This window comes from uncultured Tateyamaria sp., assembly GCF_947494755.1.
Classification (GTDB): Bacteria; Pseudomonadota; Alphaproteobacteria; order Rhodobacterales; family Rhodobacteraceae; genus Tateyamaria.
The window spans coordinates 29,919-49,507 of record NZ_CANLVZ010000007.1 but is presented as its reverse complement, the minus strand read 5'-3'; the positions used below and the strand labels follow the sequence as shown (position 1 = coordinate 49,507).

Here is a 19,589-nt window from a genome sequence, read left to right as displayed (position 1 = left end):
TCAAGCAAGCAAGATAATTACGTTTTATGTGATCTACAGGTAATTATGTGGCGCAGTCAATCCGCTGCATTGCGGCATTTTCTGCGATACGGCAAGAGGGCGACCACAAACATCAGCCACCCGAGGACACCGATGCTGTGGGCCGACAGGTTGCTTTGGCCGGTGAACGTCAAGAGGGCCACGATTTCCTGCGGGGGCGGCGGTGGACCAATGACGGATTGTGCGGGCAGACCGTCAATGATGAGCCGATAGTAGGTGTAATATCCCTGCGGGGAGGCCCAGACATAGGTGATGAACACCACGATCCAGGTCGGGATCCGCAGATAGATCGGCCGCGTGAACGTCATCAGACGGGTCATGCCAAGGGCGATCGCCGCAAACGCGAGTGATACGCAGACCAGCCCAATTCGGCCCACCACGCTGAGTGTATAGAATGAGTCGCCATCATACATGCGCGCAGTGTCGGCCAGACCGGGGCAGGGCACCAGACCCAATCACCGCTTTACCCCGGCCCATCGCCCTGCGAGATTGGCAGCGATGATGCGAACTGTTGAACTTCCGCTGTGGTTTTTTGTGCTGATCGTGCTGTTCGCAGCGGTAACGTTCGCCTCGCATTTTCTGTTTCCGTCCGTGCGCTGGTTTTTTCGCCGTCGCCTTGAGCGGGCGGTCACCCGCCTTAACGAACGGCTGACCCGCCCCATTGAGCCGTTCAAGTTGGCCCGCCGCTACGACATGATCCAGCGCCTGATCTATGATCCCGAAGTGTCCGAGGCGATTGCCGCCCATGCCCAAAAGGAAGGTGTGCCCGAAAACGTCGCCTTTGAGCAGGCGCGCCGTTATGCGCGCGAGATCGTCCCCAGTTTTTCCGCATTTACCTATTTCAGTTTTGGCACGCGTGCGGCCCGGTGGCTGGCCAATGCGCTTTATGATGTGCGCACCGGTGTGAACAACGACACCCAGATCGCCAAGGTCAGCGCGGATGCGACGGTCATCTTTGTGATGAACCACCGCAGCAATATGGACTACGTGCTGGTGACATATCTGGCCGCCCAAGCCTCGGCGTTGAGTTATGCGGTGGGGGAATGGGCACGGGTTTGGCCGTTGTCGCGTCTGATCAAGTCGATGGGGGCCTATTTCATCCGCCGTCGCGCGCGGGGGCAGCTTTATCGCAAGGTCTTGGCGCGCTACGTCCAGATGGCGACTCAAGGCGGCGTCACCCAGGCCATCTTTCCCGAAGGTGGGCTGACCGTGAATGGCAAGCTGATGCCGCTGAAGATGGGCCTGCTGTCTTACGTGGTCGAAGGGTTTGATGCTGACGGGCGTGATGTCGTGTTTGTGCCCGTCGCGATCAACTATGACCGCATCCTCGAAGATCGGGTCCTGATCGCTGCGGACAAGCGGGGGGATCGCCGGTTCGGGGCGCGGATTTCGGTCATTATGAAATTCATCCTCCACAACATCTGGCAGCGCGTTTTGCGCCGGGATGCCCGCTTTGGCATGGCCTCGGTGATGTTCGGGCAGCCACTGTCCTTGCGCCAGTTTGGCCCCGAGGGCCCGATTGAGCGTTTGGCGGACAAATTGAAATCGCGGATCGAGGATGTGATGCCTGTGACGTTCGTGCCCTTGCTGTCGCATGTGATGCTGAACGCGACGGGGCCGCTGAACGAAGCGCAGATGGTGCAGGCCGTGCGTGACCTGTTGCCGCGCACAGGGGGGGCGGTACCGGCCCTTAGAAAGGGCGACATCACAGGCTATGTCGCGCGCGCCCGCGAGTTGATGGCGAAACGGCGTGTTTTTCTGTCGTCGGATGATGGCTGGCAGCTGGCTGAGGGCGAACGGGCCTTGGCCCAATACTACGCGAACTCCCTGGGGGAGGTTGAAGATGCGCAGGTTGATACATCTCAAAATGCTGCGCGCGCAAAGTCATAAAATTACAAAATATTGACATCAGATGTTGCAATGTTGCGTTCCGGGCCATATTCAGCCTGAATACGCTGCGATTCTGCGCTGCGGCACAGAAAACCCAACCGGAGGCTGACATGGCACTCGACATTGCAACTGACACGGACATTGCATCCTACGACGCGCCTGAAAAAGATTTGTACGAGATGGGTGAAATGCCCCCGATGGGCTTTGTGCCCAAACAGATGTACGCATGGGCAATCCGCCGCGAGCGCCATGGCGAACCGGACAGTGCCATGCTGCAAGAGGTCGTCGAGGTGCCGGAGTTGGACAGCAATGACGTGCTGGTCCTCGTGATGGCGGCGGGCGTGAACTATAATGGCGTCTGGGCCGCACTCGGCCAGCCGATCAGCCCCTTTGACGGGCACAAGCAGCCCTATCACATTGCCGGATCAGACGCGTCCGGCATCGTTTGGGCGGTCGGCGACCGCGTCAAACGCTGGAAGGTTGGCGACGAGGTCGTGATCCACTGCAATCAGGATGATGGCGACGACGAATTCTGCAACGGCGGCGATCCGATGTATTCGCCCACGCAGCGGATTTGGGGCTATGAGACGCCCGACGGATCCTTCAGCCAGTTCACCCGCGTGCAAAGCCAGCAGCTTATGCCGCGCCCCAAACACCTTACATGGGAAGAAAGCGCGTGCTACACGCTGACCCTCGCGACCGCCTACCGGATGCTGTTCGGCCATGAACCTCATGATCTGAAACCGGGTCAGAACGTGCTGGTCTGGGGCGCATCGGGCGGCTTGGGCTCCTATGCGATCCAGTTGATCAACACCGCCGGGGCGAATGCCATCGGGGTAATCTCGGACGAATCCAAGCGTGACTTCGTGATGGAGTTGGGTGCCAAGGGCGTACTCAACCGTAAGGATTTCAATTGCTGGGGGCAGATGCCCACAGTGAACACGCCGGAATATGCGGAGTGGTTCAAAGAGGCGCGGAAGTTCGGCAAGGCGATCTGGGACATCACCGGCAAGGGTGTGAACGTGGACATGGTTTTCGAACACCCCGGCGAGTCGACGTTTCCGGTATCGACCTTTGTGTGCAAAAAGGGCGGGATGGTCGTGATCTGTGCGGGCACCACCGGGTTCAACTGTACCTTTGACGTCCGCTACATGTGGATGCACCAAAAGCGTCTGCAGGGCAGCCACTTTGCGCACCTCAAGCAAGCCTCGGCCGCCAATCACCTAATGGTCGAACGGCGTTTGGATCCATGCATGTCCGAAGTGTTTGAATGGAACGACCTGCCAGCCGCGCACATGAAGATGCTGCGTAACGAACACAAGCCCGGCAACATGTCGGTGCTGGTTCAGGCACCCAAGACCGGGCTGCGCACACTGGAAGACGCGCTCGAGGCCCGTTCATAACCTTCACACGCTGTGGATGAGCCTTGAACGCCCGCGAATCACCTCTGGTTGTCGCGGGCGTTTTTGCATCTGCGCGGTCTTCAACAGGTTCAGTAGGTTAAAAAAACCGACCTCACCATTTCTGGGGAGTAGAAATAGGTGAATTTTCAGCGCGAGAAAGCTCATGCTATAGTTGTGTTAACGATTCATTAACTACTTCAGGGAGAGTCTGAGAATGAGAAGTGATTGGATACTGGACGTTCTTACGGACCTCAAGACCTTTGCACGGGCCAACGAGATGCCAAATCTGGCAGAGCAGTTGGACGACACCGCAATCGTTGCCATGGCCGAGATCGCCGCGATGAAGGATACAGCAGATGGTCAGCGTCACGACGGCGAGGCAGCCGTTGGAAGTTATTTTGGGGGATTTGGAAACAGCTGAAGGGCTGGGCGCATTACAGGCCGCAACTGAGGCTATCCAAAGCCACTATTCGGTTGGCCACGTCATCTATCACTGGGTCGATTCCGCCGGAGCGCAGTACGGGTGCGGCACATACTCAGACGCGTGGCGCGATCGTTATCTCGAGCAGAATTACCTCCGCGTCGATCCGGTTATTCTTGGCTGTTTTCAAAGGTTTCATCCCGTTGATTGGAAACGGCTCGACTGGTCGAGCAAAGCCGCCCGCGCCTTTCAGGCCGAGGCCATATCACACGGGGTCGGGAACCAGGGGTTCTCGGTGCCGATCCGGGGCCCGAACGGCCAGTTCGCACTTTTCACCGTCAGCCACTCCTGCGATGACGACACCTGGGCCGCCTGGACAGATGCCCACCGCCGCGACCTGATCCTCATCGCCCACTACTTCAACGAAAAGGCCCTTGATTTCGAACCAGAGAGGACGCCCGAGCAACCCCAGGCCCTCAGCCCGCGCGAGGTCGATGCGATGACCTTCCTGGCGATGGGATACAGCCGCGCCCAAGTCGCTGATACGCTCGCCATTTCCGAGCATACCTTGCGCGTCTATATCGAAAGCGCCCGCTTCAAACTGGGTGCGATGAACACAACCCACGCCGTCGCCCGGGCGATGAGTCGGGGGCTGATTGTCGTCTGACACCCCCCGTTGCCGCGCACGGCAACACATCGTACGCGAGAATGTGTAGACGTTAACGCACGTTTAAGTAGTGTTTCGGTCATACCTGCTCCGGTCTGACAAGGGATCCTGAAATGCTGCGCTATCTTTATGCCTCTGACTTGGTCGATCACCCAAAACTTGCCCGCACGATGTTTCGCGACCGGGCGGATCAGTTCAAAATCCGTCTTGGTTGGGATGTCAGCATCGACGCTGATGGGTGTGAGCGTGATGAATATGACGACCTGAACCCATTGTATGTGATGTGGGAAGAACCTGACGGCAGCCATGGCGGATCCATGCGGTTTCTGCCAACGACCGGACGCACCATGGTGAACGAACACTTTGGCGATCTGATCTCTGGCCCCATTACCAGCCCGGCCATTTGGGAATGCACCCGGTTTTGCCTGACGCGCGGCGCGGGCAGCCACGTGGCCGCCGCGTTGATGCTGGGCGGCGGCGAAATCATGCAGAATTTTGGTGTCGAACATTTCGTAGGGGTCTTTGATGCGCGCATGGTCCGCATTTACCGGATGATCGGCTCTTCCCCCGAGGTGCTGGGCAGCGCAGGCTCGGGCCGCGATCAGATCAGCGTCGGGCTGTGGCATTTCGAGCAAGGGGCCGCCGCCAAAGTGGCCGAACGCGCCGGTGTCCCAATGGAGCTCTCGCGCCAGTGGTTCGATCGTGCCTTTGGGACAATCGACGCGGCACGCTTCGCCCGCACAGCCTAAACCGGGCCGCGCGGCGAAACGCGCTGGCCCCTGTCGCGACCCAACTGTAGGGTCGCGACATGACGACGATCCTCTCCCTTTCTGACGATCAGGCCAGCGCCTTTGACGCCGTGACGGACATGTTGCGCAGCGCGGGCGTTGATCTGGACGACGCGCTTTTGATGCCGCCGAAATCCTCCCAAACCTCTGTCATGGCGATCACGGGCAAGGCCGGATCGGGCAAAACCCTGCTGTTGGCCGAGCTTTACAAAGCACTTGAGGCGGCGGGGGTCGAGATCGTGTCGGGCGATTATGAATCCCGCAAACGTAAAGACAAACGGACTCTTGCCATCCTCGCCCCCACCAATAAGGCGGCCAGTGTTCTGCGCTTTCGCGGTGTGCCCGCGACCACAATTCACCGTATCCTCTACACCCCGGTCTACGATCCGGAATATGAACGCATCGCCGAGTGGCTCGCAGGCAATGGCGACCGCCCCGAGGTTGAAGGGTTGACCGACCAGGCCCTCGACCGGGCCTATGCATTCTATCAGGGCAACAAGTCGATCCCCGGCGCTTTGGCCGCTGCAGGCTTGCGTGGATCGGATTTCATCACCGGCTGGAAACGCCGCGAAGAGCCGCTTGATATCGGGTTCATCGATGAGGCATCGATGCTTGATGACAAGCAGTTCGGGGACCTCAAGGAAATTTTCCCCACGCTGCTGATGTTTGGCGATCCCGCGCAGCTTGCACCGGTCAATCAATCCGGCGCGATGGTGTTTGAAAAACTGCCCGCCCCCCGCGTGCTGAACCTCAACCGGATCCACAGGCAAGAGGCCGACAACCCGATCCTTGATCTGGCGCATGCGTTGGCGGACCCGGAGGTTGATTTCTACCGGTTCGAAAAGATGGTGGAGGAGGCCGCCGCCCGTGATGACCGTGTCGTCTGGGGGCAACGGGTCGAGGTTGATCTGATGGCGCGCAGCCCCGTTTTGGTCTGGCGCAATGCCACGCGCATCCGACTGATCAATGCATTTCGCGATGTTTACGGTGCGCCGCAGGATGCGCTGATCGAAGGCGAACCGCTCATCTGCGATGGCCTCGAACTCCCCCTCAAACACCGCAAGAAACGGCTGGACCTAGAGGCGCGCGGCCTCATCAAGGGGGCGCAGGTCATCTATCTGGGCGAGGGGCGCAAGCCGGGCTTTTCACGATTGCATGTGATGGGTGCCGAAGACCCGCAAGTCTCCGCCGCCTCCATCGTAAAAATCGAAAAGCCGGACGAAGAAGAACCGTTCATTCCCTATGCCGCACGTATGGGAGCGACCTTCCTCCACGGGGCCGCAGTCACGATCCACAAGGCGCAGGGCAGTCAATGGGACACGGTGCAGGTCTTTGCCCCCGACCTTTACGGCGCGGCACGGATGGGGCGATCCGAAGCCGGGCAACCGCTGTGGAAACGGCTGGCATACGTGGCGATCACACGCGCACAGGACCGGCTTATCTGGGTGGTGCGCAACCGGCTGTCAAAGCCGACAAGCCCGCTGACCATCGAGGACCTGCGCAGCACCCCTGCCGCGCCGCTCACCCTGGATGCAACCGAGCCCGAAATCTGACGGGTTCCAGTTTCTTTTGACCAAAAATACCGCGAGGCGTGTGAGGGGCTGGCCCCTCGGGCCCTCGACCGGGCGCTAGTTGCGTAACAGCGAAAACGCGGCGGATGCGCCCCATCCGGCAAAGATCGCAATGGCCAGCGACATCAACCCATACAACACCGGCTGGTTGCGGCTGAGACTGTATAGCCACCGCTCAAGCCCGACTTTGCGCACATCAATGGCCGTTTCGTATTGCGACACGATATCGCCATCGCGGGTCAGGAAAATGCGGGTCTCGTAGGCCCCTTCCGTCAGGGCGGCGGGCAGGCGGATGCGTGTGCGAAACAGGGTTTCATCATCCACCACGACCTTGCCTTCGAGCAGTTGGAAATTGCCCGAGTTCTCGCGAATACGGATCAGCGCATTCACATAGGCGCTGGCATCCAGCACCGTGTTGGGCGCGCTGACGGACTGGATCATGCTGGGCACAGACACCTTGTGGCGCAGGTTCTCGCGCACGCTCAGCACGTCGTCCAGATTGGCGCTGGTGGCGACTGCGTAATAGCTGGGCGCGGACTCGATCTCGACCCCGTCGGTGTTGATCCAGATCCCGAACCGACGCTCCTTGCGGCGCACCGTCACTGGCACGGAAGGGCCTGCAATCGTGACAATGACGCCCAATTCACCCTCGGGAATTGGGGCTTCGCGTTTGACCGCACCGAACACGAATATCTCGGACCCATCAAAACTGGTGGTGATGGCGATCTCGTCCTGGCTCAGGCCCAGCACCACCTCTTCGGCAGCGACGGGAAATGCCAGCAAAAGGAGGGCAATCAGCCAGCGCATCAATGTCCGCCCTCGGCCGCGACCGAATACAGCTCAGACGGCATGACCAGTAGATCAAAGGCCAGCTTGCCACAAACCAGCAGCACCATGATGGCCAGCAGAATGCGCAGCTGTTCGGCCTTCATCTTGACCCCGATCCGGGTGCCGACCTGTGCGCCAACGACACCGCCGACAAGCAGCAAGACCGCCAGCACCACATCGACCGTAAAGTTCGTGGTCGCGTGCAGCATTGTGGTGAACGCAGTCACAAAAATGATCTGAAACAGCGATGTGCCCACAACGACCTTGGTCGGCATGCCAAGCAGATAGATCATCGCGGGAACCATAATGAACCCGCCGCCCACGCCCATGATCGCCGCCAGAACGCCAACACATAGCCCCACCAGAATGGGTGGAATCACACTGATATATAGACCCGACACCCGAAAACGCATCTTGAAGGGCAGTTTGTGGATCCAGTTGTGTTTCTTGCGGGTGGGCACCGCGCCGCCCTTGGCGGTCTTGCGGATCGCGTTCAGGCTTTCGATAAACATCAGCCCGCCGATCACGCCCAGAAAGACGACATAGCACAGCTTGACCAGCAGATCGACTTGCCCTTGCGCCTTGAGGTAGTTGAACAAGACCACGCCAAGTGCGGCCCCGATCAGCCCGCCAATCAGCAGCACGACCCCCATCCTGAGGTCCACCGTCTTTCTCTTGAAATGGGCAAGCACCCCGGAAAAGGACGAGGCCACGATCTGGTTGGCTTCGGTGGCCACAGCCACGGCGGGGGGAATGCCGATAAAGAACAGCAGCGGCGTCATCAGAAAGCCGCCGCCAACCCCGAACATGCCCGACAAGATACCCACCATTCCGCCCAATCCCAGCAGAAGGAAAGCGTTGACCGATACCTCGGCGATGGGCAGGTAAATTTGCATGAACCCTGTTAGGACGGGTTCCGCGCATAATCAAGACATCTCGCCGCTGTGCAGCAAACTGGAGTGGTTGCAACGTCCAATCTGGCCCTAGCCGGGCACTTGTTAACGCTCTTTTACGTAAGGTTCACCGCCTGCACGCGGCGGGATCGCCTTGCCCACGAATCCAGCGAGGATCACGACAGTCAGGATGTAAGGCATCGCATCAAGCAGTTGCACCTGCACTTTGAACCCAAGCGCACCTTCGATGATGTCGGGGCGCAGCGCGATGGCCTGAAGGTATCCAAACAGCAGCGTGGCCCAGAGCGCGTGCCAGGGTCGCCACTTGGCAAAGATCAGTGCAGCAAGCGCGATGAACCCGCGCCCCGCGGTCATGTCCTTGACGAACCCCGCTTGCAATCCGGTGGCAAGGTAGGCCCCCGCAATGCCGCACAGGACCCCGCAGATGCCGACCGCTGCGAACCGCAGGCCGACGACTGAAACACCGGCTGTATCCACGGCGGCCGGGTTTTCGCCCACGGCCCGCAGCCGCAGCCCAAAGCGGGTGCGGAACAGGATGTACCATGTGCCCGGCACGCAAAGCAGGGCGACATAGACGAGGATCGAGTGGCCCGAGATCAGTTCGGAATAGAGTGGACCAAGGAACGGCACCGTGCTGAGCGCATCTGCGAAAGGCAGGGTGATCGGCTCAAACCGCCCACCCCCGATCAGGGACGGCGTGCGCCCGCCTTGCTGAAACCAGCTTTGGGCGATCAGCACCGTCAGGCCCGCGGCCAGAAAGTTGATGGCCACGCCTGAGATTAGCTGGTTGCCCCGGAAGGTGATGGAAGCGACCCCGTGGATCGCTGAAAGTGTGAGGGAGGCACCGATCCCGGCCAGCAAGCCGATCCAGACCGAGCCTGTGGTGGCCGCAATGGCCGCAGAGAAGAAAGCCGCCGCCAGCATCTTGCCCTCAAGCCCGATGTCAAAGATGCCGCCGCGTTCCGAAAACAGGCCCGCAAGGCAGGCCAGCAGCAACGGGACCGCAAGGCGGACGGTGGAGTCGAGCACCGACAGGTCAAAGAGCGCGAGGAAGTTCATGTCGTGCCTCCCCGCCGGAAGGCCAGAAAGAGACGTTCAAGCGGCATGCGCACCATATTGTCGAGCGCGCCCGTGAACAGGATCACGAGGGCCTGGATGACCACGATGAGTTCGCGCGGTATCGACGTCCAGAGCGCGAGTTCAGCGCCCCCCTGATAGAGAAAGCCAAAGAGGATCGCGGCGAGGAAGACTCCGAACGGGTGACTGCGTCCCATTAGCGCGACGGCGATGCCGATGAACCCGGCCCCTTCGACCGCGTTCAGCACCAGTCGTTCGGCCTCACCCATGACGTTGTTGATGGCCATCATGCCCGCAAGCCCGCCCGAGATCAGCATGGCAATCATGGTGATGCGCACCGCTCCGATGCCCGCATAGCTCGCCGCGCGGTGGGATTTGCCATAAGCACGGATTTCGAGCCCCAGCGGTGTGCGCCAGATGAGGACCCAGACGAGCACGCAGGCGATGATGGCGATGACCAAGGAGACGTTGGCGGGTGCGGCCTTGGAAAAGGCGATGCCGAAGGGGGCCAGCAGATCATGCAGCGAGGGCAGGTGGACCGCCTCTGGAAAGCGTTCGGTTGCCGGGTCCATGCTGCCGGCAGGGCGCAGGATGTTGACCAGCATGTAATTCAGCACCGCGGCGGCGATGAAGTTGAACATGATCGTGGTGATCACGATGTGGCTGCCGCGTTTGGCCTGCAGATAGGCGGGGATCGCGGCCCAGAGCGCGCCAAAGAGCGCCGCACCGACCGTGGCCGCGAGCACCGCGATCGTCCAGTGCGGCCAGGGAATGAACAGGCACACGAGGGCGACGCCGAGCCCGCCGAGCATCGCTTGCCCTTCACCCCCGATGTTGAACAGGCCCGCGTGGAACGCGACGGCGACCGCCAGCCCTGTGAACATGAAGTTTGTCGCATAATAGAGCGTGTAGCCCCAGCCATAGGTGGAGCCGAGCGCGCCTGTGATCATCAGGTTCACGGCCGCCACGGGGTCTTCGCCAATGGCGAGGATCACGAGGGCAGACAGGATCGCCGCCAGCAGCAGCGAGATGAGCGGGACAAGGACCACCTCGGCCCATTTGGGCATCACATCCATGAGCGGTCTCCGATATTATCTGATTGAGTGCTGCGCACGCGCGATGTTTCAGGGGGTTTCACCCCCGTCGCGTGCGCGACTCCCCCACGGTTTATCTGGCGAAATGAAGGGATCATGCGCCGACCCCCGCCATGAGCAGGCCGAGTTCTTTCTCATCGGTGTCCTGCGAGAGCCGTTCGCCCATGATCCGCCCATCGAACATGACGGCGACCCGGTCGGCGAGGCTGAGGATTTCTTCGAGTTCGACCGAGACCAGCAGGATTGCTTTGCCCTGATCGCGCAGGGCGACGATTTGCTGGTGGATGAATTCGATGGCACCGATGTCGACGCCGCGCGTGGGCTGGCCCACCAGCAGCAGGTCGGGATTGCGTTCGATTTCGCGTGCCAGCACGATCTTTTGCTGGTTGCCGCCCGAGAAGTTCTTGGCCGCAAGTTGCAGGTTGGGGGGGCGCACGTCGAAGCGATCCATCTTGGCCTGGGTTTCGGTCTTGATCGCGGCGTTGTTGCTGAGCATGCCCGAGGTGTAGGCGGGGTCGCGGTGATAGCCGAAGGCGGTGTTTTCCCAGGCCGCAAAGTCCATGATCAGCCCTTCGCGCTGGCGGTCTTCGGGCACGTGTGCGATCCCGTTGTCGCGGCGGGAGCGCCCGTCCGAGTATTTGCCGGTAAGGTCGATGGGTTGCCCATTGAGTGTGACCGTGCCGGTGCCATCCGCGTAGCCGCCGAGCACTTCGAGCAGTTCGGATTGTCCGTTTCCTGCGACCCCGGCAATGCCGAGGATTTCGCCTGCGCGCACTTGCAGGTCGATGCCGCGCAGCCGTTCGACCTTTTGGTCGTCCACCACGCGCAGGTTCTGGATGTCGAGTACGACAGGTCCTGGTGCGGCAGGTGTTTTATCGACGCGCAACAGCACCTTGCGACCCACCATCAATTCGGCCAGTTGCTCGGGGGAGGTTTCGGAGGTCTTTACCGTCGCCGTCATTTCACCGCGCCGCATGACGGATACCGTATCGGTCGTATCCATGATCTCGCGCAGCTTGTGGGTGATCAGGATGATCGTTTTGCCCTCTTCGCGCAGGCGCCCGAGGATCCGGAACAGCTGGTCCGCTTCGGCGGGGGTCAGCACGCCAGTGGGTTCGTCCAGGATCAGGATGTCGGCCTGCCGGTAGAGCGCCTTGAGGATTTCGACCCGCTGTTGCATGCCCACGCCGATCTCTTCGATGCGCGCATCGGGATCGACGTTCAACTCGTATTCCGCCGCCAGCTCGACGAGCGATTTGCGCGCCTTGGCCAGCGAGGGTTTGAGGAACCCGCCATCTTCGGCCCCGAGGATGATGTTTTCGAGGACGGTGAAATTTTCGACCAGTTTGAAGTGCTGGAACACCATGCCGATGCCTGCCGCAATGGCCGCCTGGCTGTCGGGGATTTCCGTCTTTTGGCCGGAGATGAACACCTCACCCGCATCGGCCTTGTAAAATCCGTAGAGGATTGACATCAGAGTAGACTTGCCCGCCCCGTTTTCCCCGATAATCCCGTGGATCGTGCCGGGCATCACCCGGATCGAGATGTCCTTGTTGGCCTGCACAGGCCCGAACGCCTTGGAAATGCCCTTGAGCTCAATGGCGGGATGGGTGGCGGTCATGTCGGTGATGTTCCCCGATTGGAAAAAGGGCCGCGCCACAGTTTCATATGCAGCGCGACCCTTGTGTCAGTGGTGCCGGATCAGAAGTTCAGCGCGGGGCAGCTGTCGTCGGACATGTAGTCATGCACGACCAGCTCACCGCTGGCGATCTGCGCGGAGGCTGCGTCGACGGCTGCCTTCATCTCGTCGCTCACCAGGCTTGCGTTATTGTCATCCAGCGCATAGCCGACACCGCCATTTGCCAGACCCATCACGTTAAAGCCCGTTTCCATGTCCGGTCCGTCGGTGAAAGCCGAGTAGACCGCGTTGTCGACCCGTTTCATCATCGAGGTCAGAACCTTGCCGGGGTGCAGGTAGTTCTGGTTGCTGTCCACACCGATCGACAAGATGCCCTCATCGGCTGCCGTCTGCAGAACGCCCACGCCAGTGCCGCCCGCAGCAGCATAGACCACGTCAGCACCCTGGCTGATTTGCGCCTTGGTCAACTCGGAGCCTTTGACGGGATCGTTCCAGGCCGCAGGTGTCGTGCCCGTCATGTTGGCCACGACGGTGGCGTCTGGATTGGCCGCTTTCACACCTTGGGCATAGCCGCAGGCGAATTTGCGGATCAGCGGGATGTCCATGCCGCCGATGAAGCCGACCGTACCGGATTCCGACGCCTTGGCCGCCATCATGCCGACCAGATAGGATCCTTCATGTTCGTTGAACACGACCGAGCGCACGTTGGGGGCATCCACTACCATATCGATGATGGTGAATTTTGTCTCTGGGTAGTCCGCAGCGACCTGGCCCAGTGCGTCGGCAAAGGCAAAGCCGGCCATGACGATGGGGTTTGCGCCCGCTTCGGCAAAGCGGCGCAGGGCTTGTTCACGCTGCGCTTCGGATTGCAGTTCGATCTCGCGGAACGAGTTGCCGGTTTCGTCGGCCCAACGCTGCGCGCCGTTGAAGGCTGCTTCGTTGAAGGATTTGTCGAATTTGCCGCCAAGGTCGAAGATCAGCGCAGGTTCGGCCAGTGCAGCGCCTGCGGACAGGGCCAGCCCGGCGGTCGCGCCGAGGAATTTCTGCATCAGGGTCATTGTGGTGTTACTCCCGGTTTTTGTTTGTGGGGGCAGGAGCGGCGGGGCCACGCCTGCCCGGGATCGCAGCGATCATGCCGGATTAGGCCGCAGGGGCGGGGTGGGGTCAACCGCTTTTTGCTGATTTGGCGCAGGGGCAAGGCCCATGACCTAAGGGGAAGCTGAACTGTTGGGCGGGACGTGCGTGCGGTTGCTGTGTGGGCGGTGGTTGGTGCCGTCAGCGGGTTTCACGTTCTCACGGCGGGCAGCGGCGCGCGCATCACCAGCGCGTCCGTGCGGCCCGTTCCGCTTTGGTAATAGGCGGGGCGACGGGCGACCACCTTGAACCCGAACCGATCGTAAAGCGCGCAAGCGGCTGCGTTGTCCTGTGCGACTTCGAGGAACGCCGTATCCGCCTTTGTCTCGGCTAGTCGTATGCCCTCTTGCATCAATGCGTGCCCGATCCGCTGGCCTTGATGGGCTGGGTCGACGGCGATGGTCAGCAACTCTGCTTCGCCCGCGACGGCCCGCCACAGCGCAAAGCCGTGCGCATGTGTCGTCAGGAAAGCATGCTCGCTATCAATGAGTTGTGCAAACTCATTCGCGGTCCACGCCCGGTGATCGTGAAAGGCTGCGGCGTGCAGGCGCGCAAGGGTTTGGGGTGTCACGTCAGGATCGCGGGCGGGGCATCCCGCGCCGGGGCGGCGTCAGGGGCGCGCAGATAGTAGGGCGCGGGGGGGGGCGCGGGGGTTGGCCACAGTGTTGTAGCGTAGGCTGCAATCGCATGGGCCATCTCATCTGGCGCAGGCGGTGGTGCGGGGTTTGAGATGTCGCTGATTGGCCCAAGCTGTGGTCCGCTCGGTGTCATGGAATAGGCCATGTCGCGCGGTGCCGGGATCGCCACCGTATGTCCGGGAGCTGCCAGCCGCGCGCGGGCCTCGAACCCGGTGACTCCATAGGCTGGGATGCCAAGCCCAAGGGCCAGCCCCCGCGCGGCCGACACCCCGATGCGGATGCCCGTGAAGTTGCCGGGGCCTGTCCCAACCGCCAAGGCATCCAGATTGGTCCAGGCCGTCTCGTGGTCTTTGAGCAGGTCATGGAGCAGGTCCATCAACCGCTCGGCCTGGCCCTTTGCCATCTCCTCGGACGCGGTGCCCAACAGATGGCCCCCGCGCAGCAGGGCGGCGGCGCAATAAGCACCCGAGGTGTCAAATCCAAGGACCAGAGGTACAGATGCCATCGTCAAGCCGTCGTCCGGTTCAGCACGTCGCGGGCCGTTCCGGGCGCGCGGGGTAAATCGTCGTCAATATGCAGCCATGTCAGCGTATTGTCGGCATGCGAATGGAGCTTGGGCACCAGCGTTTCGATCTGATCGAAAAGGCCGACGGGGACGTAGATCTGGTCTGGCAGATAGGGAAAGCAGGCCGCCAGCGGTGATCGGCAGGTGGCACAGGACCATCGCTCGACCCCGCTGTCCGTGACATAGGGTGCGTCCAAATCGCCGGTCACCGCGGTGCGTTCAAAGGCGGCAAAGGCCGCGACCGGCGCGCCGGTCCAACGACGGCAGTCGGTGCAGTGGCAATAGGCGACCGTCGCAGGCGATTTGGAAAAGGCAAGCTGCGACGCGCCGCAATAGCAGCGCGCGCTCAACCCAGGATCAGACGGCGACAGGGCGCACCTCTGTCACTTCGGGGATGTAGTGACGCAGCAGGTTCTCGATACCCATCTTAAGGGTCAGGGTCGAGGACGGACAGCCCGCGCAGGCCCCTTGCATGTGCAGATAGACGACGCCGCGATCAAAGCCGTGGAAGGTGATGTCGCCGCCATCCTGAGCGACCGCCGGACGCACGCGGCTGTCCAGCAGTTCCTTGATCTGGCCGACGACAACGCCGTCTTCGCCGGTATGTTCGGCGTGGCCCGATGCGGGGGCGTGACCGTCATCCATGACTGGCTGACCGGATTGGAAATGCTCCATGATCGCGCCAAGCAGGGCAGGTTTGATGTGATCCCAGTCCACGGCATCCACCTTGGTCACAGTGACGAAATCCGCGCCAAAGAACACGCCCGTCACACCCTCGACCGCGAACACACGCTGCGCCAGCGGCGATTTGGCAGCCGCCTCGGCGGTCGGGAAATCTGCGGTGCCCATTTCAAGGACGGTCTGGCCGGGCAGGAATTTCAGCGTGGCAGGGTTGGGCGTGGATTCGGTCTGGATGAACATCGGGATCTCCTGAGGGTTACCTTTGGATATGCGGATGACGGGCAGGTCTGTCAAGGTTTGGAATGGTTCTAAGAATGCGGTCACGATCCGGGTTTCGCTAAAAATGTCCCTTTAACTGGGCGTTCGGGGTTGGCGGTTAGAGCCTGTGGGACCCAAAGCAGCAGAGAGCCAGAACCATGGCCAACTACACCGTCGTCGGCTACGCCCAGAACGCCTTTTTCACCACGCCCGAAGGCAAACTGATCCTGGATCCAAATTTCGACGCCAGCGAGGATACGCTGCGCTACGAGATCGAGGAATCGGATGGCGGTGTGCTGTTCAATGGGGACGATGCCAACGACGAAGTCGGTGACGAAGATCAGTATGCCCGCAAATTCGATGCAAATGGTAATCAGGTTTCCGAAGGCCAGGTTTATCTCGAGGAAAGCTGGACGCTGACGGACGGGCAGGGCAACACCGTCACGCTTTACAAGGTCGAAAGCGCCGGGGCCCATTCGGGATGGGTTGCGGACGGAGTGATCACGCCCGGCAAGGCATGGACCTATTCAGGCCCAAACAATGTCACGGCAGATAATGCACCCCGCTATGATTCTCTGGTGGCACCCACGGACGACCCGGATGATGCCAATAACTATACAGGCAGCAGTTATCAGGACAACTTTGTTACGGGGGCGGGCAACGACACAGTCGACGCCCGAGATGGGGCCGATTACGTCAGCACCGGGGATGGCAATGACTCCGTGTCCGGCGGAGAGGGCAACGACACCATCTATGCAGGGGCGGGCGACGATACCGTCCGGGGCGGCAATGGTGACGACTACATTGAGGGCGGCATAGGCAACGACGAGTTGCACGGCCAGTCCGGCAACGACACGATTCTGGGCCAGGATGGCGACGACACGATCTTTGCAGGCGAGGGCCGTGACTATGCCAGCGGCGGTGAAGGTGCCGATGCGGTCTATGGCGGGGCGGATGACGACACGCTTGTGGGGGGAGGCGGCAGCGACACCCTGCATGGTGATCACGGCAATGACGACGTGTCGGGCGGGTCGGGCGAGGACTCGATGCGCGGCGGCGCGGGTGATGATACGCTGGATGGGGGCATCGGCAACGACACGATCTATGGCGAGGATGGCAACGACTTCGTTTCGGGGGGCGATGACAACGACCTCATATTCGGCGGCGCGGGCAATGACACCGTTGATGGTGGCGCAGGCAACGACGCAATTTACGGGGGTGCAGAAAATGACAGCCTGTCCGGTGGCGACGGCGATGACCTGATTGATGGCGGGGCGGGTGACGACACCCTGCGCGGCGGTGCTGGAAACGACCAACTGGACGGCGGCGACGGCAATGACCGCATCGAGACCGGGTCAGGCAGCGATACGGCTACGGGTGGCGCGGGTGACGACACCTTTGTCCAAAGCCAGGACGGGCACACCTTTGTCACGGATTTCGACACCGGCGATGCGGACGCGGATGGGATTTACAACGATCAACTCGATGTCTCGGAGCTGCGCACGCTCGATGGCAAGTCGGTGCGGGCGCAGGATGTCATCGTGTCCGAAGATGGCAGCGGCAACGCTGTTCTGACATTTCCCGAAGGAGAAACCATCACGCTCCAAGGCGTCAGTGCCGCGCAAATGTCCTCGACCGAACAGTTGAACGCGGCGGGCATCCCCTGCTTTACCGGGGGTACATTTGTGCAGACTGCGTGGGGGCGGGTGCCTGTGGAAACTCTGCGCGTCGGCGATCTCGTGCAGACGCGCGACAATGGGCTGCGCGAGGTGCGATGGGTCGGCCAACGCCATCTGGACGCCCGCGCGCTGAACGCCAATCCGATGCTGCGCCCTGTCCATATTGCAGCCGGGGCCTTTGGCAACACCGTTGATATCCGGGTGTCCTCGCAACACGCCCTTGCGCTCGGCCATCGGGACGAAGCCGGGTCCTGCGTCCTGGTGCGCGCCGGTCATCTGGCGCGTCTGCACGGGGGGCAGGTGCGCAAGGCCAGCGGGGTGCAGTCGGTCACCTATGTCCACCTTCTGCTCGACAGCCACGACCTGATCATGACCGATGGCCTCGCCAGCGAAAGTTTTTATCCGGGCGCGTGGGGGCTGATGTCAGTCGGAACGGAGAATATGCAAGCGCTTTGCCGGCTGCTGCCTGATCTTGGCAGGCATGGCGTTGTGCAGGCCTACGGCCCGACGGTGCATCCAGTTGCGCGCTTTTGCACGCTGCCCGACACGCTGCGGGCGCTTGATGCGGTGGCCTAGGCCGGCTCAGGTGATCGCTTCGAGCCTTTCCTTGCTCAGATCACCGGGTACGATCGTGATGGGGATCGGCAGGTTGCCGGCATTGCGGGTCAGTTGAGTGACGAGCGGTCCGGGTCCCTTCTTGTCGGTTCCGGCCCCCAGGACCAGCACGCCGATTTCGCGATCATCATGGATCTGAGACATGATTTCGTCGACAGGCTGGCCTTCGCGGATGACCAGTTCGGGGTCGATGCCCTGCTTGTCGCGCATCCATTTTGCAAAGACTTCGAAATGGGCGTGGATGCGTTCTCGGGCTTCTTCGCGCATCACGGCACCGACCCCGATCCAGTGATTGAACTCATCCGGGGGGATCACCGACAAAATCGCGACACCGCCGCCCGTATGCGCGGCGCGCATCGCCGCGAACCGCATCGCGTTCAGACACTCGCGGCTGTCGTCCAGAACGACTAGAAATTTACGCATCTTGGCCTCCGAGGGGTGGTGCGATCTGCACAATGACCCAAGGCCCGTGGTCGCGCAACGTCAGTTTGCAGATGTGCCAGCCGCCAGCGCGCATCTACAACCAGATCGCATCGCGCACCTGCCAAGGGCAGCCCCAATAACCGAAAATGCCGCCCGCGCTACTGTCCTGGCCGCACATGACAAGGACGCCGGTGCCAAAGCGCGTCGTCGCGCGCCCTTGCCTCGAACGTGCCAAGGTCTAATTCTTCGAAGGCGTCGGGGCGTGTCGTTGACCACCATCTGCGCCTCCCGAATGATCCTACACAACCGCCGTTCACCGGCCTCTGGTGGCTCATGAGAGATATTGAGCATCGTTTACGTGCTGCTTGCTGCCCAGTCCCAATACATCTCGCGCACCCGGCGCGTGATTGGTCCGATCTGATAGGACGTGTCCTCAAACCCAGTCACCGGCGTGACTTTCATCATGTTACCTGACAAGAACACCTCGTCCGCATCGGCAAAGTCAGCGAATGACAGCACCGTTTCATGCACCTTCATCCCATCCGCGCGCATGTTGGACATGTGACGCGCGCGGGTGATTCCGGCCAGGAACGTGCCGTTCGGAATGGGGGTAAACGCCTCGCCATCCTTGATCATGAAGACGTTGGCGGTTGCGCTTTCGGCGACATTGCCCATCGCATCCGCCACAAGTGCGTTGCCAAAGCCGCGTTTGCGCACCTCGGCCAGCATCCGCGCGTTGTTGGGATAAAGGCAGCCCGCCTTGGCGTTCACGACGTTGTCTTCCAGCACAGGGCGGCGGAATTGCGTGCGTCCCAGTGTTGTCGATGCGCCCTGATCGGCCATCGGCACCGCCTCAAGACAGATCGCAAAGCCGGTCGAATCCGGTTGAGGCACAATGCCCGAGGCGTCCCCATCAATCGCCCAATACATCGGACGGATATAGACCGCATCGTCGCGCGTGAACGCCGAAAGCCCTTCGTGCACCGCCGCCACGATGTCTTCGGGGACCATGGTTGGTGTGATCATCAAGGCCTCGGCCGAGCGGTTCACGCGGGCGCAATGTGCCTCCAGATCGGGGGTGCGCCCGTCAAAAAAGCGGGCACCGTCGAATACCGTGCTGCCCACCCACGATCCATGGTCTGCGGCGCGCATGATCGCGACATCCTCGTCATGCCAGGTCCCATTGTAAAACGTGCGGATCTTTGAACCGATGGCCATGCGCTGTCCTCCTTTGAACAGCGCCACGCTATCAGAGACAGGTCATA

The 19,589-nt window shown here is 61.2% G+C and carries 21 protein-coding genes; 7 read left to right on the top strand and 14 right to left on the bottom strand.

The window, feature by feature from the left end:
- Positions 1 to 56: 56 nt before the first annotated feature.
- Positions 57 to 494, bottom strand: coding sequence for a hypothetical protein (locus Q0908_RS10455; protein ID WP_299283732.1), 438 nt, complete (start codon positions 492 to 494; stop codon positions 57 to 59).
- A 43-nt stretch (positions 495 to 537) separates the two neighbouring features.
- On the opposite strand from Q0908_RS10455, the gene Q0908_RS10450 reads away from it, so the two are divergent.
- The 6 genes from Q0908_RS10450 to Q0908_RS10425 all read left to right on the top strand — a co-directional run bounded on the left by Q0908_RS10450 (position 538) and on the right by Q0908_RS10425 (position 6,761).
- Entirely contained in the window at positions 538 to 1,929 is a 1,392-nt protein-coding gene (locus tag Q0908_RS10450) for a 1-acyl-sn-glycerol-3-phosphate acyltransferase (RefSeq protein WP_299283730.1), read from the top strand.
- 110 nt (positions 1,930 to 2,039) lie between these two features.
- On the top strand, positions 2,040 to 3,332 hold the full coding sequence (gene ccrA / locus Q0908_RS10445) for a crotonyl-CoA carboxylase/reductase (RefSeq protein ID WP_299283728.1): 1,293 nt from the start codon (positions 2,040 to 2,042) through the stop codon (positions 3,330 to 3,332).
- 214 nt (positions 3,333 to 3,546) lie between these two features.
- A complete protein-coding gene (locus tag Q0908_RS10440) occupies positions 3,547 to 3,753 on the top strand; it encodes a hypothetical protein (protein WP_299283726.1) in 207 nt (68 codons plus the stop codon).
- On the top strand, positions 3,740 to 4,420 hold the full coding sequence (locus Q0908_RS10435) for an autoinducer binding domain-containing protein (RefSeq protein ID WP_299283724.1): 681 nt from the start codon (positions 3,740 to 3,742) through the stop codon (positions 4,418 to 4,420). Before Q0908_RS10440 ends, Q0908_RS10435 begins: the two co-directional genes overlap by 14 nt.
- 113 nt (positions 4,421 to 4,533) lie before the next feature.
- Positions 4,534 to 5,169 carry an acyl-homoserine-lactone synthase gene (locus Q0908_RS10430; RefSeq protein ID WP_299283722.1) on the top strand — a complete coding sequence of 212 codons (636 nt, stop codon included), beginning with the start codon at positions 4,534 to 4,536 and terminating at the stop codon, positions 5,167 to 5,169.
- Positions 5,170 to 5,228: 59 nt separating this feature from the next.
- On the top strand, positions 5,229 to 6,761 hold the full coding sequence (locus Q0908_RS10425; protein ID WP_299283720.1) for an AAA family ATPase: 1,533 nt from the start codon (positions 5,229 to 5,231) through the stop codon (positions 6,759 to 6,761).
- Positions 6,762 to 6,836: 75 nt separating this feature from the next.
- Here the strand turns inward: Q0908_RS10425 and Q0908_RS10420 are convergent, their stop codons facing one another.
- From Q0908_RS10420 to Q0908_RS10375, 10 genes are all read right to left on the bottom strand, one after another.
- Positions 6,837 to 7,586: a TIGR02186 family protein gene (locus Q0908_RS10420; protein ID WP_299283718.1), complete on the bottom strand. Its 750-nt coding sequence runs from the start codon at positions 7,584 to 7,586 to the stop codon at positions 6,837 to 6,839.
- The gene (locus tag Q0908_RS10415) at positions 7,586 to 8,503 is read right to left on the bottom strand and encodes a sulfite exporter TauE/SafE family protein (RefSeq protein ID WP_299283716.1); all 918 of its coding nucleotides are present in this window, start codon (positions 8,501 to 8,503) and stop codon (positions 7,586 to 7,588) included. The genes Q0908_RS10420 and Q0908_RS10415 overlap by 1 nt, the downstream gene beginning before the upstream one ends.
- Before the next feature lie 102 nt (positions 8,504 to 8,605).
- Positions 8,606 to 9,580 carry an ABC transporter permease gene (locus tag Q0908_RS10410; protein ID WP_299283714.1) on the bottom strand — a complete coding sequence of 325 codons (975 nt, stop codon included), beginning with the start codon at positions 9,578 to 9,580 and terminating at the stop codon, positions 8,606 to 8,608.
- Positions 9,577 to 10,674 (bottom strand): ABC transporter permease, encoded by a 1,098-nt coding sequence (locus Q0908_RS10405; protein WP_299283712.1) that lies wholly within the window; start codon positions 10,672 to 10,674, stop codon positions 9,577 to 9,579. The genes Q0908_RS10410 and Q0908_RS10405 overlap by 4 nt, the downstream gene beginning before the upstream one ends.
- Before the next feature lie 112 nt (positions 10,675 to 10,786).
- On the bottom strand, positions 10,787 to 12,313 hold the full coding sequence (locus Q0908_RS10400) for an ABC transporter ATP-binding protein (protein ID WP_299283710.1): 1,527 nt from the start codon (positions 12,311 to 12,313) through the stop codon (positions 10,787 to 10,789).
- 80 nt (positions 12,314 to 12,393) lie between these two features.
- Positions 12,394 to 13,389 carry a BMP family ABC transporter substrate-binding protein gene (locus tag Q0908_RS10395; RefSeq protein ID WP_299283708.1) on the bottom strand — a complete coding sequence of 332 codons (996 nt, stop codon included), beginning with the start codon at positions 13,387 to 13,389 and terminating at the stop codon, positions 12,394 to 12,396.
- 227 nt (positions 13,390 to 13,616) lie between these two features.
- Positions 13,617 to 14,036, bottom strand: a complete 420-nt coding sequence (gene rimI / locus Q0908_RS10390) for a ribosomal protein S18-alanine N-acetyltransferase (protein WP_299283706.1) — start codon at positions 14,034 to 14,036, stop codon at positions 13,617 to 13,619.
- On the bottom strand, positions 14,033 to 14,608 hold the full coding sequence (gene tsaB / locus Q0908_RS10385) for a tRNA (adenosine(37)-N6)-threonylcarbamoyltransferase complex dimerization subunit type 1 TsaB (protein WP_299283704.1): 576 nt from the start codon (positions 14,606 to 14,608) through the stop codon (positions 14,033 to 14,035). Before tsaB ends, rimI begins: the two co-directional genes overlap by 4 nt.
- Before the next feature lie 2 nt (positions 14,609 to 14,610).
- Entirely contained in the window at positions 14,611 to 15,018 is a 408-nt protein-coding gene (locus tag Q0908_RS10380) for a GFA family protein (RefSeq protein WP_299283702.1), read from the bottom strand.
- A 7-nt stretch (positions 15,019 to 15,025) separates the two neighbouring features.
- Positions 15,026 to 15,589, bottom strand: coding sequence for a NifU family protein (locus Q0908_RS10375; protein WP_299283700.1), 564 nt, complete (start codon positions 15,587 to 15,589; stop codon positions 15,026 to 15,028).
- 176 nt (positions 15,590 to 15,765) lie between these two features.
- Between Q0908_RS10375 and Q0908_RS10370 the strand changes: the two genes are divergently transcribed.
- Positions 15,766 to 17,862, top strand: a complete 2,097-nt coding sequence (locus Q0908_RS10370) for a Hint domain-containing protein (protein ID WP_299283698.1) — start codon at positions 15,766 to 15,768, stop codon at positions 17,860 to 17,862.
- Positions 17,863 to 17,868: 6 nt separating this feature from the next.
- On the opposite strand, the gene Q0908_RS10365 is transcribed toward Q0908_RS10370, so the two are convergent.
- From Q0908_RS10365 to Q0908_RS10360, 3 genes are all read right to left on the bottom strand, one after another.
- Positions 17,869 to 18,324, bottom strand: coding sequence for a universal stress protein (locus Q0908_RS10365; protein ID WP_299283696.1), 456 nt, complete (start codon positions 18,322 to 18,324; stop codon positions 17,869 to 17,871).
- A gap of 94 nt (positions 18,325 to 18,418) precedes the next feature.
- Positions 18,419 to 18,559, bottom strand: coding sequence for a DUF6196 family protein (locus Q0908_RS20415; protein ID WP_366869013.1), 141 nt, complete (start codon positions 18,557 to 18,559; stop codon positions 18,419 to 18,421).
- Between the two features lie 119 nt (positions 18,560 to 18,678).
- Positions 18,679 to 19,542 (bottom strand): branched-chain amino acid aminotransferase, encoded by an 864-nt coding sequence (locus tag Q0908_RS10360; protein ID WP_299283694.1) that lies wholly within the window; start codon positions 19,540 to 19,542, stop codon positions 18,679 to 18,681.
- Positions 19,543 to 19,589: the final 47 nt, after the last annotated feature.